At 35.4% G+C, this 22,268-nt stretch carries 25 protein-coding genes and 1 tRNA gene; 14 read left to right on the forward strand and 12 right to left on the reverse strand.

The features are described from left to right. Positions 1 to 28: 28 nt before the first annotated feature. Entirely contained in the window at positions 29 to 220 is a 192-nt protein-coding gene (locus CSC80_RS09275) for a hypothetical protein (protein WP_071340352.1), read from the reverse strand. Positions 221 to 359: 139 nt separating this feature from the next. Next, positions 360 to 1,220 (reverse strand): RNA polymerase sigma factor RpoD/SigA, encoded by an 861-nt coding sequence (locus CSC80_RS09280; protein WP_099191207.1) that lies wholly within the window; start codon positions 1,218 to 1,220, stop codon positions 360 to 362. A 354-nt stretch (positions 1,221 to 1,574) separates the two neighbouring features. Here CSC80_RS09280 and CSC80_RS09285 point away from each other — a divergent pair, with 354 nt between their 5' ends. From CSC80_RS09285 to CSC80_RS09310, 7 genes are all read left to right on the forward strand, one after another. Next, entirely contained in the window at positions 1,575 to 3,227 is a 1,653-nt protein-coding gene (locus CSC80_RS09285; RefSeq protein ID WP_099191209.1) for a PAS domain-containing sensor histidine kinase, read from the forward strand. Between the two features lie 129 nt (positions 3,228 to 3,356). Further along, the gene (locus tag CSC80_RS09290) at positions 3,357 to 5,156 is read left to right on the forward strand and encodes an alpha-amylase family glycosyl hydrolase (protein ID WP_201796624.1); all 1,800 of its coding nucleotides are present in this window, start codon (positions 3,357 to 3,359) and stop codon (positions 5,154 to 5,156) included. A 182-nt stretch (positions 5,157 to 5,338) separates the two neighbouring features. After that, a complete protein-coding gene (locus CSC80_RS09295) occupies positions 5,339 to 5,872 on the forward strand; it encodes an AraC family transcriptional regulator (protein WP_099191211.1) in 534 nt (177 codons plus the stop codon). 36 nt (positions 5,873 to 5,908) lie between these two features. Then, positions 5,909 to 6,349: a response regulator gene (locus CSC80_RS09300; protein ID WP_074674670.1), complete on the forward strand. Its 441-nt coding sequence runs from the start codon at positions 5,909 to 5,911 to the stop codon at positions 6,347 to 6,349. Positions 6,350 to 6,480: 131 nt separating this feature from the next. Beyond that, positions 6,481 to 8,412, forward strand: coding sequence for an ATP-binding protein (locus tag CSC80_RS09305; RefSeq protein WP_099191213.1), 1,932 nt, complete (start codon positions 6,481 to 6,483; stop codon positions 8,410 to 8,412). Positions 8,413 to 8,518: 106 nt separating this feature from the next. After that, a complete protein-coding gene (locus CSC80_RS19455; RefSeq protein WP_156894535.1) occupies positions 8,519 to 8,680 on the forward strand; it encodes a hypothetical protein in 162 nt (53 codons plus the stop codon). Continuing rightward, complete coding sequence (locus CSC80_RS09310; RefSeq protein WP_099191215.1) at positions 8,671 to 9,663, forward strand: AraC family transcriptional regulator; 993 nt, start codon at positions 8,671 to 8,673, stop codon at positions 9,661 to 9,663. The genes CSC80_RS19455 and CSC80_RS09310 overlap by 10 nt, the downstream gene beginning before the upstream one ends. A 233-nt stretch (positions 9,664 to 9,896) precedes the next feature. On the opposite strand, the gene CSC80_RS09315 is transcribed toward CSC80_RS09310, so the two are convergent. The 6 genes from CSC80_RS09315 to CSC80_RS09340 form a co-directional block, all read right to left on the reverse strand. After that, complete coding sequence (locus CSC80_RS09315) at positions 9,897 to 10,340, reverse strand: response regulator (RefSeq protein WP_099191217.1); 444 nt, start codon at positions 10,338 to 10,340, stop codon at positions 9,897 to 9,899. Between the two features lie 189 nt (positions 10,341 to 10,529). Beyond that, on the reverse strand, positions 10,530 to 10,970 hold the full coding sequence (locus CSC80_RS09320; RefSeq protein ID WP_099191219.1) for a response regulator: 441 nt from the start codon (positions 10,968 to 10,970) through the stop codon (positions 10,530 to 10,532). Positions 10,971 to 10,985: 15 nt separating this feature from the next. Continuing rightward, positions 10,986 to 11,843 carry an SDR family oxidoreductase gene (locus CSC80_RS09325; protein WP_099191221.1) on the reverse strand — a complete coding sequence of 286 codons (858 nt, stop codon included), beginning with the start codon at positions 11,841 to 11,843 and terminating at the stop codon, positions 10,986 to 10,988. A gap of 21 nt (positions 11,844 to 11,864) precedes the next feature. Further along, the gene (locus CSC80_RS09330) at positions 11,865 to 12,107 is read right to left on the reverse strand and encodes a four-helix bundle copper-binding protein (RefSeq protein WP_236973352.1); all 243 of its coding nucleotides are present in this window, start codon (positions 12,105 to 12,107) and stop codon (positions 11,865 to 11,867) included. A gap of 248 nt (positions 12,108 to 12,355) precedes the next feature. Further along, complete coding sequence (locus tag CSC80_RS09335; RefSeq protein WP_058105168.1) at positions 12,356 to 12,877, reverse strand: YetF domain-containing protein; 522 nt, start codon at positions 12,875 to 12,877, stop codon at positions 12,356 to 12,358. After that, a complete protein-coding gene (locus CSC80_RS09340) occupies positions 12,874 to 13,134 on the reverse strand; it encodes a SemiSWEET transporter (RefSeq protein ID WP_071340343.1) in 261 nt (86 codons plus the stop codon). Before CSC80_RS09340 ends, CSC80_RS09335 begins: the two co-directional genes overlap by 4 nt. Before the next feature lie 196 nt (positions 13,135 to 13,330). Here CSC80_RS09340 and CSC80_RS09345 point away from each other — a divergent pair, with 196 nt between their 5' ends. Both CSC80_RS09345 and CSC80_RS09350 read left to right on the forward strand, forming a co-directional pair. Continuing rightward, a complete protein-coding gene (locus CSC80_RS09345) occupies positions 13,331 to 13,768 on the forward strand; it encodes a DUF6789 family protein (RefSeq protein ID WP_143751733.1) in 438 nt (145 codons plus the stop codon). 54 nt (positions 13,769 to 13,822) lie between these two features. Further along, positions 13,823 to 14,350: a hypothetical protein gene (locus CSC80_RS09350; protein ID WP_083414316.1), complete on the forward strand. Its 528-nt coding sequence runs from the start codon at positions 13,823 to 13,825 to the stop codon at positions 14,348 to 14,350. A 37-nt stretch (positions 14,351 to 14,387) separates the two neighbouring features. Here CSC80_RS09350 and CSC80_RS09355 read toward each other — a convergent pair whose 3' ends face one another. From CSC80_RS09355 to CSC80_RS09365, 3 genes are all read right to left on the reverse strand, one after another. Further along, positions 14,388 to 14,819 carry a BLUF domain-containing protein gene (locus CSC80_RS09355; protein WP_099191225.1) on the reverse strand — a complete coding sequence of 144 codons (432 nt, stop codon included), beginning with the start codon at positions 14,817 to 14,819 and terminating at the stop codon, positions 14,388 to 14,390. A gap of 127 nt (positions 14,820 to 14,946) precedes the next feature. Continuing rightward, positions 14,947 to 15,020, reverse strand: a tRNA-Arg gene (locus CSC80_RS09360). A gap of 104 nt (positions 15,021 to 15,124) precedes the next feature. Next, a complete protein-coding gene (locus CSC80_RS09365; RefSeq protein WP_058105173.1) occupies positions 15,125 to 15,571 on the reverse strand; it encodes a MarR family winged helix-turn-helix transcriptional regulator in 447 nt (148 codons plus the stop codon). Positions 15,572 to 15,670: 99 nt separating this feature from the next. Between CSC80_RS09365 and CSC80_RS09370 the strand changes: the two genes are divergently transcribed. From CSC80_RS09370 to CSC80_RS09390, 5 genes are all read left to right on the forward strand, one after another. Continuing rightward, positions 15,671 to 16,798 carry a histidinol-phosphate transaminase gene (locus tag CSC80_RS09370; protein ID WP_236973353.1) on the forward strand — a complete coding sequence of 376 codons (1,128 nt, stop codon included), beginning with the start codon at positions 15,671 to 15,673 and terminating at the stop codon, positions 16,796 to 16,798. 62 nt (positions 16,799 to 16,860) lie between these two features. Beyond that, on the forward strand, positions 16,861 to 17,991 hold the full coding sequence (hppD, locus tag CSC80_RS09375) for a 4-hydroxyphenylpyruvate dioxygenase (protein WP_071340338.1): 1,131 nt from the start codon (positions 16,861 to 16,863) through the stop codon (positions 17,989 to 17,991). Positions 17,992 to 18,066: 75 nt separating this feature from the next. Then, positions 18,067 to 19,221, forward strand: coding sequence for a homogentisate 1,2-dioxygenase (locus CSC80_RS09380; protein ID WP_099191229.1), 1,155 nt, complete (start codon positions 18,067 to 18,069; stop codon positions 19,219 to 19,221). Between the two features lie 17 nt (positions 19,222 to 19,238). Continuing rightward, positions 19,239 to 20,474, forward strand: coding sequence for a fumarylacetoacetase (gene fahA, locus CSC80_RS09385; RefSeq protein ID WP_099191478.1), 1,236 nt, complete (start codon positions 19,239 to 19,241; stop codon positions 20,472 to 20,474). A gap of 17 nt (positions 20,475 to 20,491) precedes the next feature. Then, positions 20,492 to 21,388 carry a flavin reductase family protein gene (locus CSC80_RS09390; protein WP_099191231.1) on the forward strand — a complete coding sequence of 299 codons (897 nt, stop codon included), beginning with the start codon at positions 20,492 to 20,494 and terminating at the stop codon, positions 21,386 to 21,388. Here the strand turns inward: CSC80_RS09390 and CSC80_RS09395 are convergent, their stop codons facing one another. Then, complete coding sequence (locus CSC80_RS09395; RefSeq protein ID WP_099191233.1) at positions 21,389 to 22,261, reverse strand: cation diffusion facilitator family transporter; 873 nt, start codon at positions 22,259 to 22,261, stop codon at positions 21,389 to 21,391. It lies immediately after the preceding gene. Positions 22,262 to 22,268 lie beyond the last annotated feature (7 nt).

The following is a 22,268-nucleotide window of genomic DNA, read 5'->3' on the forward strand; positions in this document are numbered from 1 at the left end:
ATTGGATAATATTTGTGTGATAATGTGATTATATAAATAGCATTTTTTCAATGGCATTATTTTTACGCCCTTGATAAATTTGTTTGTATGAGTGAATGGTTTTTATAGGTACTCCCATAAAATATTTGGTGATCGATGTCACTTTCGATTTCATAAGTCCGGTGCGTGTTCTGTAAAGTTCTTTAATATTACTTTCTCTTTTGATGTAGATTAATTTCATGTATTCTTTTTTAAAACAGTAACATAACATAAGCATCACCAACTACAAATTAGAGGTGTTAAGCTTATGTTATACTATTTTTAAGGGGTGTTAATAATAGTTTGTGTATAAGGTGATTAGCTAATTATTTAGCTTTGGTTTACAGGTAGGCTCTTAATACTTCTGTGTTAGAAGCTCGGCGTAAAGACTTAATACCCTTGTCTTTGATTTGGCGAACTCGTTCCCTGGTAACATCAAATACTTCGCCTATTTCAACCAAACTCATAGCAGGTTGGTTCCCTAGGCCAAAGAACAGGCGTAAAACATCGCCCTGTCTTTCTGGAATTTTTTGCAAAACTTGATTGATGTCTGTTTTCAACGACTCTGCCATAACATCCTTGTCCGGTCTTTCCAGAGATGTAGACTCTAATACGTTGTAAAGGGATGAGGATTCACCTTCTTTAAAAGGAGCATCAAGTGAAATGGATTTTCCGGAGTTTTTCATAGAGCTCTTAACTTTAGAAACGCTCATATCCAATTCTTTTGCAATTTCCGTAGCACTTGGAGGTCTTTCATTTTCTTGCTCCAATGTTGAATACACCTGATAAATTTTAGAACTAACCGCTATTTTGTTTTGAGGTAAACGTATCATGCGTGAATTCTTGGAAAGTGCTTGTAAAATAGACTGGCGGATCCACCAAACCGCATATGAGATAAACTTAAATCCTCTAGTCTCGTCAAAACGTTTTGCAGCCTTTACCAAGCCTAAATTGCCTTCGTTAATAAGGTCTGTAAGGCGTAGGCCTCTATTTTGATATTGCTTGGCGGCAGATACTACGAACCTTAAATTTGCGCTCACTAGCTTGTCCAATGCTTTTTGATCACCCTCACGAATTTTTCGCGCCAGCTCTACTTCCTCGTCGGCAGTAATTAAATCTATCTTACTGATTTCTTGAAAATATTTTTCTAATGATTTGGCATCTCGGTTCGTAATTTGTTTTGTGATCTTTAATTGTCGCATAGAATAACTTTAGTTAAACAGTAACATAGTAAAATTCAGTTAAAATGCAAGAAATTGACTTGTTTTATGATTTTTTTGACTATTTTAAAGGGTTTTTTGCTTGTTTTTGAGTCAAAATTGCTAATTTTCTAACATTTTCAATTTTAAGGTTTTTTATAAAATGGAATGGAAAAGTCACATTGTTGCAATCACTCCTCAAGGTCTTAATAAAGAGCAATTCTATTTTATTGAGTTAAGACTTTCTTCAATAAATTATTTAATTTGTAATAGCTAGTTTAATTTAGCTAATCTTATAATGCTTTTACGTAAAGAGTACAATAACCATAATTTTAGAAACTTCTATTTGCAAGCCTTATGAACAAAAAATTTCATTTTCTTGATGATGGTGGTGAAATGGGTAGGTTGATGCGAGAAAAAGATTGGTCACTAACACCTTTAGGACCTCCTGATGGCTGGCCGCAGAGTTTAAGAACAACCATAAACATTCTACTGAATTCACCCTTTCCTATGTTATTGTTTTGGGGAAAGACTTTAAAAAGTTTTTACAATGATGCCTATAGGCCAATTTTAGGTAACGATGGTAAACATCCAAGAATTTTAGGACTAAATGGAAAAGAGGCTTGGAATGAAGTTTGGGAAGAAGTTGAACCAATGTTAAAAGTTGTTACAGATAAGGGCGAATCTATTTGGAGAGAAAATTTGTTGATACCTATTTTTAGAAATGGTAGAATAGAAGATGTTTATTGGACATTTAGTTATAGCCCGGTAAAAGATGAGGAAGGTGATGTGTCTGGGGTTTTGGTCATTGTAACAGATACAACAGAAGCTGTACTTGCAGAAAGAAGATTAAAAGAGAGTGAAAGAAGATTCAGGGAATTGGCAAATCTTTCACCAGTATGGATTTGGGTAACCGATAAGGAAATAAATATACAATATGCCAACCGTGCGTTATTGGACTATGTTGGAATAGAAGAGGAAGAAGATTTTACGGGACAGGTTTGGGTAGATGTAGTTCATCCAGATGATTTGGATCTGGTCTATGCCGGGTTTGGGCATGCTGTAGAGAACAAAACCGATTTTGCCTTGGAGTATAGGGTCAAAAGGCATTCAACCAGTAAATATGAATGGTTCAAAGTGCTAGGAGTTCCAAAATATGAGAAGGAAGAGATGGTGGGCTTTGTAGGTACGGCCATGAGTATTGATAAGCAAAAATCATTTGCTGATGAGTTGAAAATGGAAGTGGAGAACCGTACCAAGGAATTGGCGGATAGCAATATTAAGTTAGAAGCCATGAACAAAGAACTGCAGTCCTTTGCCTATATTTCTAGTCATGATTTGCAAGAGCCATTGCGTAAAATTCAAATGTTTACGGAAATTTTACTTGATAAAGAGTACGATAAACTGTCTGATTCCGGTAAGACAAAGTTTAAAAAAATACAGTCCGCAGCCTTTAGAATGCAATCTCTTATTAATGATTTATTATCCTATTCACGGGCAGATACCGAGCAACGGGTATTTGAAAAAATTGAACTGGAGAATCTCGTAGAAGACGTAAAAAGTGATCTAGGGGAAGAGCTTCAGAAAAAGAACGGAAAAATTACTTTGCTGAATTCTTCAGAATTGGAGGTAGTGCCATTTCAATTTAGACAGTTGGTCTATAATTTATTGTCCAATTCATTAAAGTATGCAAAGAATGATACTGAACCTGATATAACCATTGATACGGAAACTATAACCAATGCACAGATTATTGATGATAATTTATTGGAAGGTAAGGAGTATGTGAAAATAACTATTATAGACAATGGTATAGGATTTGAAGAACACTTCTCTAAGAAAATATTCGAAGTCTTTCAGCGCTTGCATACCAAGCAAGAATATGTAGGTACCGGTATAGGTTTGGCAATCGTTAAAAAGATTGTACAGAACCATTATGGGTACATCAGTGCAACGAGCGAATTAAACAAAGGTTCCGTTTTTACTGTAGTTGTTCCTAAGCAGCAGTAAACATATATTTTAGAATATTATTCAACTCCATAATATTTCATTTAGCGGTTATTCAAAATTTATTTTTTTGAGTTAAAGCATCAGGCTTTAAGGGTATTACAAGCCAAAATTGAAGTCTATTTTTGACTTATGAACACGACTTCTATTACAAAATCGGCAGGTATGGGTGCTATCATAGATGATGGTACCGTAACCTTTAGAGTATGGGCACCTAATGCAGACAAAGTTTTTGTGGCAGGTAGCTTTAACAATTGGTCTAAAAGAGAACTTTCCCTTGAATTAGAGGAGAATGGTTATTGGTCAATGGTCACAGATATAGCATCACCTGGTGATGAATACAAATATTTTATTGAGTACAACGGCAACTTATTGTCAAGAAATGATCCCTATGCCTATGAGGTAACGAACAGTAATGGAAATTCTGTGATAAGGTCTTTGGATTTTCAATGGGAAGATACCGATTTTAAAATGCCAAGTTGGAATGAATTGGTGATTTACGAACTGCATGTTGGTACTTTTAACAGGTCGTCACCAGATGCCGTAGGTACTTTTGATGATGTTATTGAAAAGTTGGATTATTTAAAAGGTTTGGGGATTAATTGTATAGAACTATTGCCTGTGGCTGAATTTGCAGGTGGAATTTCTTGGGGGTACAATCCGGCTCATCCATTTGCTATTGAACAAGATTATGGTGGACCAGATAGTTTTGCTAAACTTGTGAATGAGGCGCATAAAAAAGGAATTGCGGTAATTATGGATGTAGTATACAATCACTTTGGTCCTTCAGATGTTGATCTGTGGCAGTTTGATGGTTGGAGCGAAAATGACAAAGGCGGTATATACTTTTATAATGATCACAGAAGCGATACGCCTTGGGGAGACACCAGACCAGATTATGGTAGAGAGGAAGTACGCCAATATTTGCGAGATAACGCATTGATGTGGATAGAGAAATACCATTGTGATGGGCTGCGAATGGACGCTACTTCATACATACGCTATGAAGGTGGCGGATTGGGATATGATACAGAAATAGAAGAAGGAAATATATTAATGCGCGACATTAATATGGAGATTAGGAAGAAATATCCTCAAATTTTAACCATAGCAGAAGATTTGAAAGGTGATAGTAGGGTGACGGATGCCGTAGAGCACGGTGGGTTAATGTATGGTTCGCAATGGGATATGAATTTTGTGCATCCGGTAAGGGAAGTAATTGAAGACACCCATGATGATAGTAGGGATTTGGAAAAAATCGTAGGAGCTCTAAGCTTTAAATACAGTAACGATGCCTTTAGCCGTGTAGTTTATACAGAATCTCATGATGAGGTGGCCAACGGTAAAGCAAGGGTGCCGGAAGAGATTCAGCCAGGCGATGCAGAGAGTGATTTTGCCAAGAAAAGAGCCATATTGGGAATGGTATTAACGCTGACCGCACCTGGTATACCCATGCTTTTTCAAGGACAAGAGTTTATCGAGGATGAATATTTTAAAGACACCGAAGCTTTAGACTGGGGAAAACTGCAAAAACATGAAGGAATAGAAACTTTGGTAAGTGACATTATTCATTTGAGAACTGGAGAAATGCCGGGAGGCAAAGGGCTAAGAAGCCAGCATATTGAGTTTCTTCATGTTAATAACGAAACCAAAATTTTAGCTTACAAACGTTTTGATGCCAATGACCCTACAGAACTAGTATTGGTTATTTTGAATTTCAGCAATCAAGAATATAAGGACTATGGCATTGGGTTAAATGAGAACCAACCATTTATGTTAAAAATCAATGCAGGGAGTGAAATCTATGATAATGCATTTTCTAATATGGAAGTTGCCGATGTAGAATTTGTAGATAAAGTCACAGACGCCAAACATTTCACTGGAAAAATGAATATACCTGCATATGGAGCATTAATTTATACAATGAAATAGCAAACATGTGTTTGGTTAATTTCTACTGACACTATAAACAGTGTAGCTTAAATCTTACAAATTTAGTAATAATTTGCAATGGACTTAATAGTGGTCAATATTTATTGTATTTTGTTATATTAAGTTTTATATAAATAATACTTTTACAACTTAAACTGTTGCGAAATAATTACTGTTTTTAAATGGAATATAGTTTCATAGTCGACCCTGAAAAAATGGTTAGTGAAGTATTTCGTAAAACAATGGTTGCAGCGGGGATTGATTTTGAAATTTTGGAAGACGGTACTATTAAGCTACCTGAAGATTTAAGCAATGAAAAGCTTGAGTCAATTTCAAAAGAGCTTAAAGGTTTTGGAATAAAAATCCAAACAAAGGAGAATAGGGATATCGTTGAGGAAATCAAGATATACATTAAGAAAATGGTGTATGATGGGGATATTAGAAACGTAAAAATATCGGAAATGCTTTCTAATCAGTTGGGTTTTAGTTATCCATATCTTTCAAACTTGTTTTCTAGTAAAACATTCACCTCAATTGAGAATTTTTATATCTTAGTGCGCATTGAAAAAGTGAAGGAGTTAGTGCTTTTAGAAAATGCAAGTTTGGGCGAAATTGCCCACGACTTGAATTTTAGTAGTGTACCTCATTTATCGAATCAGTTTAAAAAAGTAACGGGGTTGACAATTACCCAATACTTGAAGTTTAGAAAAAAGTAAGAAGAATGGTTCTTCTTTCAATACATGAAAAGTGAAATGGATAAATTAAAGATACTCCTTGTAGATGACGACGAAGACGACAGACAGTTTTTTGCTGATGCGTTAGAAGGAATAGAGCTTAATACAGATTTGCACCAATTGGAAAATGGAAAAAGTTGTATGGAGTTTTTGCTTAGTGATACGGAAAACACTCCAGATTTGGTGTTTTTAGATTTGAACATGCCTATAATGAATGGGTTTGAGTGTTTAGAAGCCATTAGAAATACACCACATCTTAAAGATTTGTTGGTGGCTATTTATTCTACCTCTTCTGCAGAAAGAGATATTGAGGAGACCTTTGAAAAAGGGGCAAACATTTACATAAAAAAACCTTCTAGTTTCAGCGAGCTTAAAAAGTCATTGAAACAAGTGGTTAAAATGAATTGGGCATACCACCTAAATGATTTTAAGAAAGAGAATTTTTTATTGAAAATTTAAATTTTCAATAGGTCTTATAGGTAAAAGTTGTTTCATTAGGAGCAACTTTTTTTGTTTTAGCACTAGTCAAATCATAATATAAACGGTTACTTCGCAGTGTATTAACTTAAAATAAAAAATAGTAGGAGATAATGGTGAATAATATGGTAGGCAGTTTTTTTGAGGATATTGTTGACGGGTTCAACACTGCACTGCTATATATTGAACCAGAAACCGATGTAACTTCAAAAAGTTCAGCATATACTTTAAAGTATGCCAACCAAAAAGCCCTTGACTTTTTTGGCAAAACAACCGAAGTAGTTACTGGCCTAAATTTTGGGGAACTTTCCAATGTTGATGGAATACTAACTGTTGCTAATAAGGTATTTACCACCAAAGAACCAAATACTACACATATATCTATTAAAAAAGATGACGGGGTTTTTAATTACCGTGTAGATGCAAAGTGCCTTAATAATGGGCTTTTGATTACCCTAGCTGAGTTGGAACCAAGTTATATTACCGATGCCGAGTCCAAACTACCGTTGGGTACTAAACAATCTAGAACGCATGAATTGGAAATTTCCAATCTATTTGGTGTTCGCGTTTTAGATAGTAATGATAGTATTATATGCTATTTAAAGCCTATTTTCAATGATAACGGTGAGGTTAAAGATTTTAGAATCGATTATTTAAATAATCGAATGGATGAAATTACCAATGAAGAAGCCGATAAAATAGTAGGGTTGAGTATTTTAGAATATTATCCAAAGAATTCAGAAAACGGAGTAATGGAAATATTGAAAACCTGCTATGCTACGGGAGAGAATAAAGAATATACTAGGGAGTTCATATTTAAGGAAGAATCATTTTGGTTAAGTACTAGAGCTGTTAAAATGAACGATGGTCTCATTTTATTTTCCAAAGATGTTACCAAAGAAAAGAAATATGAGAATGAACTTTTCATACAAAATAGATTATTGTCAGAGGCTGAACATGTGGCCAATATTGGTAGTTTTCGTTGGAATTTAGAGAAAGAACAGATTAAGTACTCGGATAATGTGTACCGGTTATTTGGCTATGAACCTAACGAGTTTGACAATCAGTATGATCGTTTATTGACCTTTCTGCACCCTAATGATATAGAAAAGGTTAAGACAAGTTTTAAAGAGGCTAAACGAAAAAAATCGAAGACAGATCAAGTGTTTCGGGTGTATACGAAGTCTAATAAACTTAAGTATATGAACACCATTGGCGAGTGTTACCAAAAAGAAGGTAATTGGTATATGGTAGGCGTTATAAGAGATGTTACCAATCAAATAGAGGAAGAATCCGTTTTACAGATTAAAAATGCTGAGCTAAAGAGGACAAATGCTGATCTAGAAGCTTTTAATAGAGTGGCCAGTCATGATTTGCAAGAACCTTTGCGTAAAATACAAATGTTCGCTAGTCGTTTGCATGATGAAGAAGAAGGTCGTTTAAATAGTCGTTCGCAGGGATATTTGGATAAAATAAAATACTCATCTGATCGAATGCGAAATTTGATAAGTAATCTTCTCTCATATTCAAAAATTGATGAGGTTAATGAGCAACCAAAAAGGGTAGATCTCAACGATGTTTTAAATAATGTGCTTGAAGACCTTGGTGAACGTATAAATGAGTTGAATGCTGAAATTGTTACTCAAAATTTACCGGTGGTCAACGGCATTCAGTTTCAATTAGAACAGCTATTTGCTAATCTTATTGGTAATTCTTTAAAGTATATAAGGGAAGGGGTTCAACCTCAAATTAAGATTGTAAGCAGTGTTATTAATGGCAAAAATGATAGTTTAGAAACGTTGCTACCTAATATCAATTATGTAAAATTACAGTTCATTGATAATGGTATAGGCTTTGAGAAAAAGTATCAAGAAAAAATATTCGAGATTTTTCAGAGACTACACGGAAAAACCGAATTTACCGGTACAGGTTTAGGGTTGTCTATTTGTAAAAAAATTGTTCAATCCCATAATGGTGTAATACATGCCGAAGGGGAAATCAATAAAGGTGCAGAATTTACTGTTTACTTACCTACCTTGTTATAGTACATAATTCGCCTTTCTTAAAATTGTGTAACAGCTTCTAAAAATCATGTAACACATTTACACTTCTTTGGCTGCATCTTTGTAACAACAAGAAATGCAAGTCCCTATGAATAATCTTCAATATGCTAGAGTAGGTAACGTAAGACGAAAAAGTTCTTATGACCAAACGTCAAATGTAAAAGGTAGCACTCCTGATTCATCAAATGCTTTTGAGGCACAAGAGGCTGCATTAAATAATAACCTTCAAAACAATTTATCATGCAAATAGTTCATAATCAATTAAGTTATTTCAACAATGTGTTAGGTGGAAGTATTTCTAGCTTTCAAGGCGATCGTATTCTTCAATACGATAATGATAAGGGAACAGGTAGAATACAAACAGTCTCATTAGGATCAGGTATATCTTATACTGAATATGACATGAATTTAAATCAAGATTTTAATTTTGATTTAAAGCTTGATGAAAACCGTAGTTTATATTTCGTTTACTGTTTAGAAGGTAATTTTAGATTTACAAAAGGTAACGATTCTCAAAAAGTAGAGGCTCTGCAAACCGTTGTAGTAGGTGGATCTAACGATACAATAAATATTAAGTTGAGAGGAGCTTCAAAATCCAATTTATCCATTATTAAGGTTACTCAAGATGGTAGTGCAATAGATAATAATAACCATCAAGAACTTTATGATCAATTATTCGCAACTTTTCTAAATGAAGATGGAGAACCACATATAGGTACTTTTAATTTAAAGATTAAAGAACAATTATTGCAGATTAGAGCTATTACGCAGGTAGGCTTGGTAAGAAAGCTACTTATTGAAGGAATAGTGAATTTTACCCTTGCGTTAGAGATTTTACATTGTAAGCAAGATATGGAGAATGATGGACAAGTATCTTCAATGTTAACCAAAAAAGAGCTTTTAAGAATAGAGGAAGCAGTGAATGCAATTAAGAGAAAGCCAGAGTACCCTTATACCGTTACAGATTTAAGTAAAGAATACGGTCTTTCGCCAACAAAACTTCAAGAAGGTTTTAAAGTGATGGAAGGTACCACGGTTACTAATTTTATTAGAAATGAGCGTTTAATTTTAGCGGAAGAGCTAATACAGACTTCTGATATGAATATTTCTGAAATAGTATATTCAATAGGATTTACCAGTAGAAGTTATTTTTCTAAAATATTTAGAAACAAATTTAATTGTACGCCAAAAGCTTACTTAATGAATATTAGAAACGTATCTCTTTCTGCATAAGACGAACGATATAAAAATAAAAAAGCCAGCTCATAGAGCTGGCTTTTTTATTTTGGAAAAATCTGAAGTATTACGTGGTATCAAAAATCGAAATCTGGCTTTATAAAATAATTATTTGCCAGATAAGTGCTATTTAGGTATTACTGGTTTAATGTAACAATTAATAAAAAAACTGATAAATAAAAAAGTGTTCTGATATAATTTAAAGGAGGAGGGTAATATGAATAGGGGAATTAGATAGAGATTACAAATTCCTTGTCGATAATATTGCCCTCAGTATTTTTTACATATCGAAGGCATTTGTGTAAAAGTGTTTTTAATTGATTGTAAGATGAGGGTTTCTGTAGGTACAATGAAGCCCCCATTTGCTCTAATCTGTCAATTTCTTTAGGATGGTAAGAAGTAGAGTAAATGATTACCGGTATATCAGTAAATTTTTCTAAATCTCTTATATCGGCCAAGCATTCAAAACCATCCATCATGGGCATTTTTAAATCTAAAAATATTACATCTGGCTGTGCTGCTGTATCAGATAGTAGTTCTGCCATTAAATCAACACCATTGTTAAATTCCGAAATCTTGGTTTGTATCGGTATTTCACGCAAAGCGTCAGAAAAGAATGTTCTGTCATCACTGTCATCATCTGCCAGGAAAACATTTAAAATTGGTTTGCTCATGTTCGGTAAATAATTTGTACTCTAAAATTATTTGGTTGAATATGCACTATATGTGCTGATAATTCAATTGCAAGTTAGCTTTTGGCTTTGTTGTGCAATAATGCGATTGATTTTAAAAATAACTCAATACCTAAAAGGTTATTGATTTTTTTGAGTTAAAAAAAAATGAATCATCCTACTATGTAACTATTATTCTACATAGTTTATTATCGCCGTACCCCCTAAAGTGTTGTTTTTAATAGATTCTATAGTTCTCTTTAAAGCAAATGTTAGCGTTTTAAATGAATTAGGCTTATGGAGATATCTATTTGCACCATTTTGGAACAAATTTGAAATACGGTCAATATCGTACAGATTAGAAAATATAACTACCGGAATATCATCAAGGGCAGTACTCTTTCTAATTTCGGTCAAACTTTCCTCTCCATTCAATCGAGGCATAAAAAGATCCAGAAAAATAACATTTGGCTTTAGAGTTTTAGTTTGCAATTCATTTAGTAAATCTAACCCATTTGAGAACATGGTAATATTTATATTTTCTTGCAAACTAGCTATAGCATCTCTAAATATTTGTTGATCTTCCATATCATCTTCTGCCATATAAATATGGAACACTTCATCTTTGATCATTATGTATACAATTAATTATCCACCAATTACTTCACCACCATTTATATGTAATACTTGTCCTGTCATGTAGCTACTGTCTTCACTGGCTAAATAGACATAGGCTGGGGCTACTTCAGCCGGTTGGCCAGGTCTACCCAACGGCACATCTTTACCAAATTTCTCTAGTTTTTCACCATCAAAAGTAGCTGGTATCAAAGGAGTCCAAATAGGTCCGGGGGCTACAGCATTTACACGGATTCCTTTCTCTGCAAGTGATTTTGACAAGCTTCTGGTAAAAGAAACAATTGCTCCTTTTGTACTGGCATAATCTATTAAGTGCTCAGACCCTCTATATGCAGTAACAGATGTCGTATTGATAATGGTATCACCAGATTTTAAATGTTTCATGGCAGCCATGACAATATAAAAATAAGGGTAGATGTTGGTTTCAAAAGTGGTATGCAAATTCTCTATTTTGATATCCTCAATATGCTCGGTAGGGAATTGCATGGCCGCATTATTGATAACACAGTTTAAGGTTCCAAAATTAGAAATGGTCTTATCAACAGCATCTTTGCAAAACTGTTCATTTTTAACGTCTCCTTTGATCAAAAGACACTCTCCACCTTCATTTTCAATTTCAATTTTAGTTTGTAGTGCATCTTTTTCCTCGTTTAGGTAAATGATGGCAATTTTTGCGCCCTCCCTTGCAAAATGTACCGCTACGCTTTTACCTATACCACTATCTCCACCTGTAAGCAGTGCAACTTTGTTTTTTAATTTATTACTGCCTTTGTAGCTTTCACGTATGGTAAGTGGCTCAGGATTCATTTTGAATTCATTACCAGGTTGTTTTGCCTGTTCTTGATTTTTATCTATCGTTATATTTTCCATGTTCTTAGTTTTAAATACGTATTAGGCTGCAAGTTTTCTACATTCTTTGGCACATGCCAAGCAAGATTCTGCGCATAATTGACAATGCTCATGGTCATGTTGTTGGCATTGTTCTGCGCACCATTCGCAAATTTCAGCGCAAAGCGCTGCTTGTTTTGAAGAAAAAGGACTATCTGCCATTAATATTTTAATGGTGCTAAGGCAAGTATCTACACACTGCATACAGCAATTTGGACACTCGTTCATACTTTCTTTACCAGCCATGTTAACTATGCAGTTTTGGCAATCGATAAAGCATTTTTTACAGGCTTCTATGCAACTTTTATATGCTAATTTCATCTTGTTAGATTTTAATATGTTGTAATTTCTTACTTGAAATTAAAATTTGAGCACTTAATTGATTTGCTCTTTTGATTGGAAATTGTGCGGTATAGCATATGGATAAATAATGATAGCAATACGACACAAATTAGGACTAAATTATAATGGTGTAAGTTATGAGAAGGGAGGTGCTATTCTCTTTTCACATCTTTCATAATCCATAAATCTAAAGGAGCATCATCTTTTTTATGTAGAACTGAAATGTCTCCCGTAGTTTCAAAAATAACCGCTTTAATTTGACTGAGTTCAGTTACATTGGCTTCTCTCAATTTTGAACGTAAATCACTCTCTGTAACTCTGGCTTTTCTTAAATTGGATTCAATAATTTTCTCCCCGTCCATGAGTAATAAAGGTGAATTATCTACCAAATTCTGTATAGTTTTATTTCTTCTGGCAAATGCAATGCTTATTTGTAAAAGATATACCATTGCCAAGCCTACTATACCCTCGATCATTTTTACAGAAGAAGATAGGATTGTAGTGGCAATAATTGATCCAACGGCAACGGTCATTGCAAAATCAAAACTTGACATTTTAGAAAAACTTCGTTTTCCGGTAATGCGTGTAAAAACAATAATTGCTAAATATATACCACATGCACTGATTGAAATTAACATTACGGTTTCCCAAGAAGTGTTAAATAATTCTTTCATTTTTCCAGTTTTCTATATTTAAATATGAGAATGAACATGGTGATGTTCAATAGTGTTGAAATACCATTGGTAATAATAATTGGAGCATCTTGTTTCATAACACCATATACTGTCCAGAGCAGGACCCCTAGAATTAAGATAAAAAACATTTTAGGAGAAACATCATCTACCTTTTTTGTTTTCCAAGCTCTGTAAATTTGTGGAACTGCCGCAATGGTGGTAAAGATGCCGGCAAAAATTCCAATGATTTCTTCCATGTTATTTAATAGTAGTTGATTATTTAGAATGCATAACTGCTATGATATGCATTTAACAACATTGAAGGTACTGGCGTTAAGCTCCAAAAAGTAATTCATTACAAGTAAATGTTGGTTCAAAAAAATATAGATAGTGGTAAGCATCAATTATTATTTAATTTAATGCTTGGATTAGTTTAATGAAATAAAAACAGCAATGGAATTGTTACTTATATTTTGCGCTGGCATTTTAGGAACTACGATTATGACAGGTTTTAGCCATTTGGTTGAATTGTTAAGCGGTCATAAATTTAATGAGGCACATTTATTAAATCAGCTTATTGATCTTTCTAAGACCTTTAAAGGAAAAGTGGATAATAATTATTACTTAGGCTGGTTAATTCATTTTTTAATAGGCATTAGTATGGCGGCCATTATGTACGTCTATTACTTCCACTTCAATAAAGATATTGTCATTTGTACGGGATTAATTTTTGGATTGGCACTTGGGGTCATAGGTGTTGCCGGGTGGTCAATGATAATTAGTAATCACAGTAACCCGCCAAAAATTAACTGGACATATTTCTTTTTGCAATTGATCCTTGCACATATGATTTTCGGTATTACAGTTTCATGGGTATTCGCAAGGTTTTAATGGGAAACTTATAAAAAAATCTAATCAGTATTAATTTGTTTATGTAATATGAGTATGGATATTTCACTTTATACAAAGCGCGCAATTATAGGCGGCTTGATTTCATTAGGGTTTATTGGATTAGGAACTTTTATGCTTGGAAATTTAAGCGGTTATGAAGCTAAAGTTTTAATAAAGTCTAGCCTTACGGGATTAAATACGTTATGTAATACCATAGTGCTAGCATCGGCAACCATATTGGCGTTAATGTTAACCCTTTTAGGGGTGAGCTCAGGGACAAATTCTAAACTGAAGAATGATCATTACTTGCACATTATGCAAATTGCAAAGCTGGATACGGCAATTTTTATAGCCTCTTTGTTGTTCTTTTTGGTATTTAATCTACCTGTCACCGAAAGTGAAAATATTCCGGAAAATTATTTTGATGCTATATATTACATTACTATCGGTGTAAGCGCAATATTAAGTTCTGCCTTGATCGTAGTGGTATTAATGTTGTATAATACGATAATCAATATTATAAAGATAATTGGTTTAGGCAGAACGGATCATCCACTTATTAAGAATGAAGATGATGACTAATACTGTTAGATAATAAAATGATATAGAATTGAGTAAATTACTTGGGCGATTCAGCAATCATTGTCTTTATCTTTTTCCAAAATTGCTTTGCTGTCAAATTAGTAGGTTCAACAAGATCGGAAAGTAAGATTAAGTTTCTTTTAAACTGTTCAAGTTCATATTGGTTGGTGTGCTCCTCATCCATAGGGTAGTAAGCCATACCCCAATTAGGGAAAGTTCTTTTGATAATTTTATCCTCTGAAAATAAGGTAACCTCTTTATGGCGTGGGTCTTTTTTTATTCTATCATAGAGTTCTTGCACCTCCTTTTTGTTCCCTTCCAAAAGTTGAACAAATTTTCCTTTATAATAGATAAGGCAACCGGTAATATCTTTACTCTTGTTATGTGTACGTGCTTCCTCAAGCAAAGACTCCATTTCTGAACTGGTCATAATATTAACGGCAGTAGATTCGTAGGTAAGTGTATACATGGTAGTTTGGTGATGGTCTTAGTATCTCAAAAATAATAAAAACCTTAAGATTATTGGGTTTGTGAAAAAATAGAACGACTTGAACAAGCTTTTTAAACAAAAAAGCCCCTAAAAAGGGGCTTCAGAGTGATCGCAGGAGGATTCGAACCTCCGACCGTCTGCTTAGAAGGCAGATGCTCTATCCAGCTGAGCTATGCGACCGACACCATTTTTTCAAATGTGGGTGCAAACTTAGTGATTTTTATAGACTGGTAAAACCAAAATCAATAAAAATTTAATTATTTCTTTTATTGACTGGAATATGACTATGAACGACCTTCGTATTGATCAAAATTTTCCCATAATTGGTCAAGTACTTTATAGAAAATTTCAAATTCTTCTTCAGTGATTCCCAGGGTACTAACTTTTCTTAAATCAAGAATAAAGGGCATTACTTGTTTTATTAGAGCAGAACCTTCTTCTGTGATGACCAATTTATATCTCTTTTGATCATCTCTGAATCTTGATTTACGTAGCAACCCTTTTTTGCATAATCCACTGATTACCCTAGAGGTTGTAGCTCTATTTCTAAAGTTAGATTTGGCAATGTCAGCTTGCGAAGCGTCTTTTCCTTCTAAATGTACACGTTGCAAGATCACCCATTGTTCAATAGTAAGATCAATGTTGTTTTCTGCAAATACCTGTAAAAAAGTGCTCTGTACTTTTTTTAAAGTACGATCAATGTAAACGCCGAAGCCCTCCGTCCTGTCCATAATCTCAAAGTTATTCTTCCAAAAATACAGGAGTTTATCGTTAAAATTGTTGTTAATGCAACAATTTTAAAAAAAAGTTGTATTTTTACTTAGTTCAAATTGGCAAAAAGTACTAGAAATATGCAACCAGGTTTTAAGAAATATATATTAGAAGATAGCACTTACAAAGGCGGAGGTAAGAAGATTGTAATGCCCGATGGTGTTACCGTTCACAAATTGTCCTCTAACGAAAATCCGTTAGGGTATTCCCCAAAAGTTAAGGAAGCCTTGGCAAATACCTTAGATGATTTGAGCCTATATCCGGATAATACGGATATAAGGTTACGTGAGGCGTTGGTGAAAGATTTTGATGGTGTACTTACCGCAGATAACTTTATTACTGCAAATAGTGGTTCAGAAATTATAGATATGATTTCTAAGGCATTTTTGAACGAAGATGACGAGGTAATTGTGAGTCAGCCTTGCTTTTTACCTTATACGGCCTTTACCCGTTGGATGGGAGCCAAGGCGATCAACGTACCCATGACCGAGGATTATGATTACAATTTGGACGGTATTTTGGAGGCTATTAATGAAAGAACAAAGTTGGTATTTCTAGCATCGCCCAACAATCCTTCAGGAAATTATATTCCACTGACAGATTTAAGAAATTTCATTGATAAATTACCTGACCATGTAGTACTGGTGTTAGATGAGGTATACAGACATTTTGCCGAAGCCGAAGATTACACTTCGGGAATTCCTTTTGTAGTAGAAGGTAAAAATGTAATTGCAATCAATAGTTTTTCAAAGACCTATGGCTTGGCAGGTCTAAGGGTTGGCTATTGTTATGCCCCTTTAGAACTAAGCAATTACATGCGTAAGATTTGTAAACCTTTTCTATTGTCATCATTGGCTTTAGAGGGGGCAATTGCTGCTTTGGAAGATGTAGCGTTTGTAAACAAAACTGTAGCATTGGTTAAGGAGGAAAGAAAGTTTGTTTTGAACGGTCTTGATACAATGAATATCAAATATTGGCCAACACAGGGTAATTTTGTGCTAATAGACCCACCGGTGAATGATATGGAGTTTACCTCTTTTTTAGAAAAAAAAGGTATAATGGTACGCCCTGTAGGTAATTTTGGTGCGCCGGGAAAAGTGCGTATATCTTTTGGGGTAAGAGAGGCTAACCAAGCACTTTTGGCCGCAATTGAGGTTTTAATGAAGAGCCAAACGACCACAGCATAAAATTTTTTATCACATATGTTGCATGAGCAACAAAAAAACAATATAAAACTAAATCATATACTATGTCAACTTCAACAGTAGCAGAAAACAAACACAAAGAGGCACAAGATTTTATGCCTATTAACGGTACCGATTATTTAGAACTTTATGTAAGTAACTCTAAACAAGCGGCACATTATTATAAAACCGCTTTCGGTTTTAAATCCTTAGCTTATAAAGGTCTTGAAACCGGTAGTAGGGATTTTGAATCCTATGTGGTAGAGCAAGATAAAATTAGATTGGTTTTGACGTCACCGTTAAAGAGTGGTACAGATGTGGGTAGGCACATAGACAAGCATGGTGACGGAGTTAAGGTAACGGCACTGTGGGTAGATGATGCTACCTATGCTTACAACGAGGCTATGAAAAGAGGAGCTAAAAGTTACATGGAGCCAAAAACCGAAGAAGACGAGCACGGTAAGGTGGTAAGTTCTGGTATTTATTCTTATGGTGAAGTAGTACACATTTTTGTAGAGCGTAAAAATTATAACGGTACATTTTTACCAGGCTACCAAAAATGGGAAAGCGATTATCAGCCAACCTCTACTGGATTAAAATTTGTAGATCACATGGTAGGTAACGTGAACGAAGGTAAAATGAATTATTGGGTAGATTTCTACGCCAATGTAATGGGCTTTAAGCAAATAATGTCTTTTGATGATAAGGATATTTCTACCGATTATACTGCGCTTATGAGCAAGGTAATGAGTAATGGTAACGGTCGTATTAAATTCCCGATCAACGAGCCTGCTCCAGGAATGAAAAAATCTCAGGTAGATGAATATTTGGAGTTTTATGAAGGTGAAGGTGTACAACATATAGCTGTAGCAACCGATGATATCGTAAAAACGGTTTCTGATTTAAAAAGTAGAGGTGTGGAGTTCTTGACCATACCTACAACGTATTATGATGTATTGACAGAGCGAGTTGGTGAAATCGATGAGGATATAGAATCATTGAGAAAACTAGGTATTTTGGTGGATCGTGATGATGAAGGATATCTGTTGCAAATTTTCACAAAAACGGTACAGGCAAGACCAACTATGTTCTTTGAAATTATTCAGCGTAAAGGAGCAACTTCTTTTGGAAAAGGAAATTTCAAGGCTTTATTTGAAGCTATTGAGCGTGAGCAAGAATTAAGGGGAACCTTATAAGTTCAACAGATTTCTTGACAAGCCAAGAATAGTTTAATTTTAATAAAATAGTAGTAACTAATAAAACGAACGTATATGCCTATCTATCATAAGCAAGGTGCGTTGCCGCCAAAAAGGCACACACAGTTTAGAAAACCCAACGGGGAGTTGTATTCGGAACAATTGTTCGGTACCATTGGTTTTGACGGTATGTCCTCTTTATTATATCATCATAATAGACCTACCATGGTCAAAGAGATTGTAAAGAGTACCGATGTGTCTCCTAAAATTGCGTTGGAGAAGAATATACGTTCGTTAAAGTTGGTTAGTTTTAATGCACCCGCAAAAGACGATTTTTTAGTAGCTCGTGAGCCACTTTTGGTCAATAGTGATATTATCATTGGGGTAGCGGCACCACGAAAGTCGTTACGCGAATATTTTTATAAGAATACAGATGCCGATGAAATGTTGTTCATACATAAAGGCTCTGGTACCTTAAGAACTATTTTTGGACAGATTCCATTTGAATATGGTGATTATCTGATTATTCCCAGAGGAACCATTTATCAGATTGATTTTGATAGTGAAGACAATCGCATATTATATGCCGAGTCATATTCACCGATTTATACGCCAAAAAGGTATCGCAATTGGTTTGGGCAGTTATTGGAGCATTCTCCGTTCTGTGAGCGCGATTATAAATTGCCGCAAGACCTTGAAACATTTACCGATACCAATGAACATTTGATAAAGGTGAAAAAGCAAGGGGTCATGCATGAAATGGTGTATATTGGACATCCTTTTGATGTTGTGGGTTGGGATGGATATAACTTCCCGTACGGATTCTCCATTCATAATTTTGAACCTATTACGGGCAGAATTCATCAGCCGCCACCAGTGCATCAAACTTTTGAAACAAATGCCTTTGTAATTTGTTCGTTTGTGCCAAGACTGTATGATTATCATCCGCAGTCCATTCCGGCACCATATAACCATTCCAATATAGATTCAGATGAAATGCTGTATTATGTTGATGGCGATTTTATGAGCAGAAACGGTGTACAACCAGGTAATATTTCTTTGCATCCCGCAGGTATACCACACGGTCCGCATCCAGGTGCTGCAGAACGTAGCATAGGTCAAAAAGGGTCTGAAGAATTAGCGGTTATGATAGACACCTTTAAACCGTTGATGGTTACTGAGAATGCCATGAAATTAGATGATGGCGATTATTACAAATCTTGGTTATAACAGAAATAAGAAAACACTTGACAACACTAAAAACATGGGTCAGCGTACCCCATAATTCAGATTTTTCCATTTACAATCTTCCTTTTGGCGTTTTTTCGGTGAACGATGATCAGCCAAGAGCAGGTATTGCTATTGGAACGCGAATTGTTGATTTGGTTGTGGTATCAGAGTTAGGGTTGTTAGAGGTCAATGCCAACTATTTTAATCAATCAACTTTAAATGAGTTTATCGCTCTAGGAAAGAAGATTACCAATAAAGTCCGTTTAGATATACAGCAGTTGCTGGTGATGGAAAATTCGCCATTAAAAAACCATCCTGAAGCATTTGTGCAACAGGAAGACGCTACTATGCATCTGCCGGTGCAAGTAGGCGATTATACCGATTTTTATTCGAGTATTGAGCATGCTACCAATGTGGGTAAAATGTTTCGTGACCCAGAAAATGCTTTGTTGCCCAATTGGAGGCATATTCCGGTAGGCTACCACGGTCGCGCTTCTTCCATTGTGGTAAGCGGCACCAAAATTCATAGACCTATGGGTCAAGTGAAAACCAATGAAATGGAAACACCGGTTTTTCAAGCATCGGGGCGTTTAGATTTTGAATTGGAAATGGGGTTCATAATAGGTAAACCTACGCAATTAGGAGAACGGATTGCAGTTGAAAATGCTTCGGAACATATTTTTGGATTGGTGTTGTTTAATGACTGGTCCGCTAGGGATATTCAAAAATGGGAATATGTACCTTTAGGTCCGTTTTTGGGCAAAAGCTTTGCATCATCAATGTCGCCGTGGATTGTTACGTTAGAGGCACTGGAGCCATTTAAGGTTCAAGGACCTAAGCAAGAACCAGCCGTACTTTCGTATTTACAATATGAGGGAGCCAAAAATTATGACATACAATTAGAAGTAGGCATGGGTACCAAATCTTCGGAAGAAACAATAATCAGTCGCTCAAACTTTAAGTACATGTATTGGAATATGATGCAGCAATTGGCGCACCATACCGTAAACGGATGTAATGTAAATGTAGGCGATGTCATGGCATCGGGTACCATATCGGGTAAAGATGAAAGCTCCTATGGATCGTTGTTGGAGATTTCGTGGGCAGGTAAAAAACCTTTCGAATTAAAAGACGGAAGCAAACGCACCTTTATTGAAGATAATGACACCATAACCTTGAAAGGATTTGCGGAAAAAGAAGGCGTAAGGGTTGGTTTTGGTGAAGTAACGGGTACTATTTTACCCAGTAAGTAATTTAGAATATGAGCACAATGTCACAACACGAAGAAATAAATACAATAGACCCGGCAAGTATATCTCAACAAGAACTGCATGGGTATTTATTATCTGCTGTAGCGCCAAGACCTATTTGTTTCGCCAGCACAGTTGATAAGGACGGCAATGTAAATTTGAGTCCGTTCAGTTATTTTAACCTATTCAGTGTAAACCCGCCAATCATGATTTTTTCCCCTTCTAGAAGAGGTCGTGACAATACCACCAAGCACACCTTGGAAAATGTATTGGAAGTAAAGGAAACGGTAATCAATATCGTGAATTATGACATGGTAGAGCAAATGTCATTATCAAGTACGGAATACGGTGATGGGGTAAATGAATTTGTAAAATCAGGATTAACGCAAGTACCAAGTGATAAGGTAAAGCCGCCGAGAGTAGGGGAAGCTCCCGTAGCTTTTGAGTGTGTTGTTGACCAAGTAATAGCACTGGGTGATGGTCCAGGGGCAGGAAATCTAGTGTTGGCAAAAGTGGTTCAGATACACGTAAAGAAAGCATTTTTAGATGCCGAAGGAAAATTGGATACGCCCAAGTTAGACTTGGTATCCCGTATGGGTGGTAATTGGTATTGCCGGGCTAGTGGCGATGCTTTGTTTGAAATTCCAAAACCTATACGTACCCAAGGAATAGGAGTAGATATGTTGCCCGAAGCTGTTCGTAATAGCTCGGTTTTAACAGGAAATAATTTAGGGAGACTAGGTAATTTAGAACAATTGCCTACTAAAGAAGCTATTGCTGCTATTGCTGCACATGCTGAGGTGAAATCTATACTAAACGGCGATGAAGATGCTGTAGCATTGCACAAACTGGCACAACAGTGGTTGGCAGAAGGAAAAACAGAAGATGCTTTGGCCTTGTTGCATTTGGGGGTTTAGTTACAAATCATCAGGTTCAATATGTATTAATATGTGACCAAGGTTCGGAATTTCATGATGTAGATGGTCTTCTAGTAAATGTGCAATATCATGCCCTTTTGTAACCGATATAGTGCCATCTACCATGGCATGGAGGTCAATATGAAATTTCATTCCGGCTTTTCGTATAAAACATTTTTCTGTACCGGTAACCCCGGGTACTTCCAGTGATTTTTTACGTATTTCTTCCAATAGTTCGTCATACCGTTGCTCGTCCATTATTTCGCCTAACGCAGGTCGTAAGATTAGGTAGCTATTGTAAAGAATAAAACCCGATGCTAATAGGGCGGCCCAATCATCGGCCGTTTCGTAACCCTTTCCAAAAATTAGGGCAATTGAAATACCTATAAAAGCCATGATTGATGTTATGGCATCACTTCTATGGTGCCAAGCGTCCGCTTTTAACGAAGTACTATTGGTTTCCTTACTTTTTTTAATGACGATTCGGTATGAGATTTCTTTCCAAAGAATGATAACGCCAAGAACTATTAATGTCCATGATTTTGGAGTTTTGTGTGGAGTTTGTATGTTATCAATGCTTTCATAGGCAATAACGGTTGCAGATATCACTAGAAAAGCAACAATTAAAAAAGTAATAATGGGTTCTATTTTACCATGACCGTAAGGGTGATTTTCATCTGCTGGTCTTTCTGCATACTTAAATCCTAATAACACCAAAATAGAGGAGAAGATGTCAGTGGTAGATTCAATGGCATCTGCAATAAGAGCGTAAGAATTACCAAAGAATCCCGCTAAACCTTTAATAAGGGCCAAGAGAATGTTACCTACAATGCTAAAGTATGTTGTTTTTATGGCAGTCTGTTCAATACTCATAGGACAA

Origin of the sequence: Maribacter sp. 6B07 (assembly GCF_002700155.1) — a bacterium.
Taxonomy (GTDB): Bacteria; Bacteroidota; Bacteroidia; order Flavobacteriales; family Flavobacteriaceae; genus Maribacter; species Maribacter dokdonensis.

Coding starts and splice junctions, on each gene's coding strand:
- CSC80_RS09275 (WP_071340352.1), bottom strand. CDS start 220: ATGAAATTAATCTACATCAAAAGAGAAAGTAATATTAAAGAACTTTAC.
- CSC80_RS09280 (WP_099191207.1), bottom strand. CDS start 1,220: ATGCGACAATTAAAGATCACAAAACAAATTACGAACCGAGATGCCAAA.
- CSC80_RS09285 (WP_099191209.1), top strand. CDS start 1,575: ATGAACAAAAAATTTCATTTTCTTGATGATGGTGGTGAAATGGGTAGG.
- CSC80_RS09290 (WP_201796624.1), top strand. CDS start 3,357: ATGAACACGACTTCTATTACAAAATCGGCAGGTATGGGTGCTATCATA.
- CSC80_RS09295 (WP_099191211.1), top strand. CDS start 5,339: ATGGAATATAGTTTCATAGTCGACCCTGAAAAAATGGTTAGTGAAGTA.
- CSC80_RS09300 (WP_074674670.1), top strand. CDS start 5,909: ATGGATAAATTAAAGATACTCCTTGTAGATGACGACGAAGACGACAGA.
- CSC80_RS09305 (WP_099191213.1), top strand. CDS start 6,481: ATGGTGAATAATATGGTAGGCAGTTTTTTTGAGGATATTGTTGACGGG.
- CSC80_RS19455 (WP_156894535.1), top strand. CDS start 8,519: ATGAATAATCTTCAATATGCTAGAGTAGGTAACGTAAGACGAAAAAGT.
- CSC80_RS09310 (WP_099191215.1), top strand. CDS start 8,671: ATGCAAATAGTTCATAATCAATTAAGTTATTTCAACAATGTGTTAGGT.
- CSC80_RS09315 (WP_099191217.1), bottom strand. CDS start 10,340: ATGAGCAAACCAATTTTAAATGTTTTCCTGGCAGATGATGACAGTGAT.
- CSC80_RS09320 (WP_099191219.1), bottom strand. CDS start 10,970: ATGATCAAAGATGAAGTGTTCCATATTTATATGGCAGAAGATGATATG.
- CSC80_RS09325 (WP_099191221.1), bottom strand. CDS start 11,843: ATGGAAAATATAACGATAGATAAAAATCAAGAACAGGCAAAACAACCT.
- CSC80_RS09330 (WP_236973352.1), bottom strand. CDS start 12,107: ATGGCTGGTAAAGAAAGTATGAACGAGTGTCCAAATTGCTGTATGCAG.
- CSC80_RS09335 (WP_058105168.1), bottom strand. CDS start 12,877: ATGAAAGAATTATTTAACACTTCTTGGGAAACCGTAATGTTAATTTCA.
- CSC80_RS09340 (WP_071340343.1), bottom strand. CDS start 13,134: ATGGAAGAAATCATTGGAATTTTTGCCGGCATCTTTACCACCATTGCG.
- CSC80_RS09345 (WP_143751733.1), top strand. CDS start 13,331: ATGGAATTGTTACTTATATTTTGCGCTGGCATTTTAGGAACTACGATT.
- CSC80_RS09350 (WP_083414316.1), top strand. CDS start 13,823: ATGGATATTTCACTTTATACAAAGCGCGCAATTATAGGCGGCTTGATT.
- CSC80_RS09355 (WP_099191225.1), bottom strand. CDS start 14,819: ATGTATACACTTACCTACGAATCTACTGCCGTTAATATTATGACCAGT.
- CSC80_RS09365 (WP_058105173.1), bottom strand. CDS start 15,571: ATGGACAGGACGGAGGGCTTCGGCGTTTACATTGATCGTACTTTAAAA.
- hppD (WP_071340338.1), top strand. CDS start 16,861: ATGTCAACTTCAACAGTAGCAGAAAACAAACACAAAGAGGCACAAGAT.
- CSC80_RS09380 (WP_099191229.1), top strand. CDS start 18,067: ATGCCTATCTATCATAAGCAAGGTGCGTTGCCGCCAAAAAGGCACACA.
- CSC80_RS09390 (WP_099191231.1), top strand. CDS start 20,492: ATGTCACAACACGAAGAAATAAATACAATAGACCCGGCAAGTATATCT.
- CSC80_RS09395 (WP_099191233.1), bottom strand. CDS start 22,261: ATGAGTATTGAACAGACTGCCATAAAAACAACATACTTTAGCATTGTA.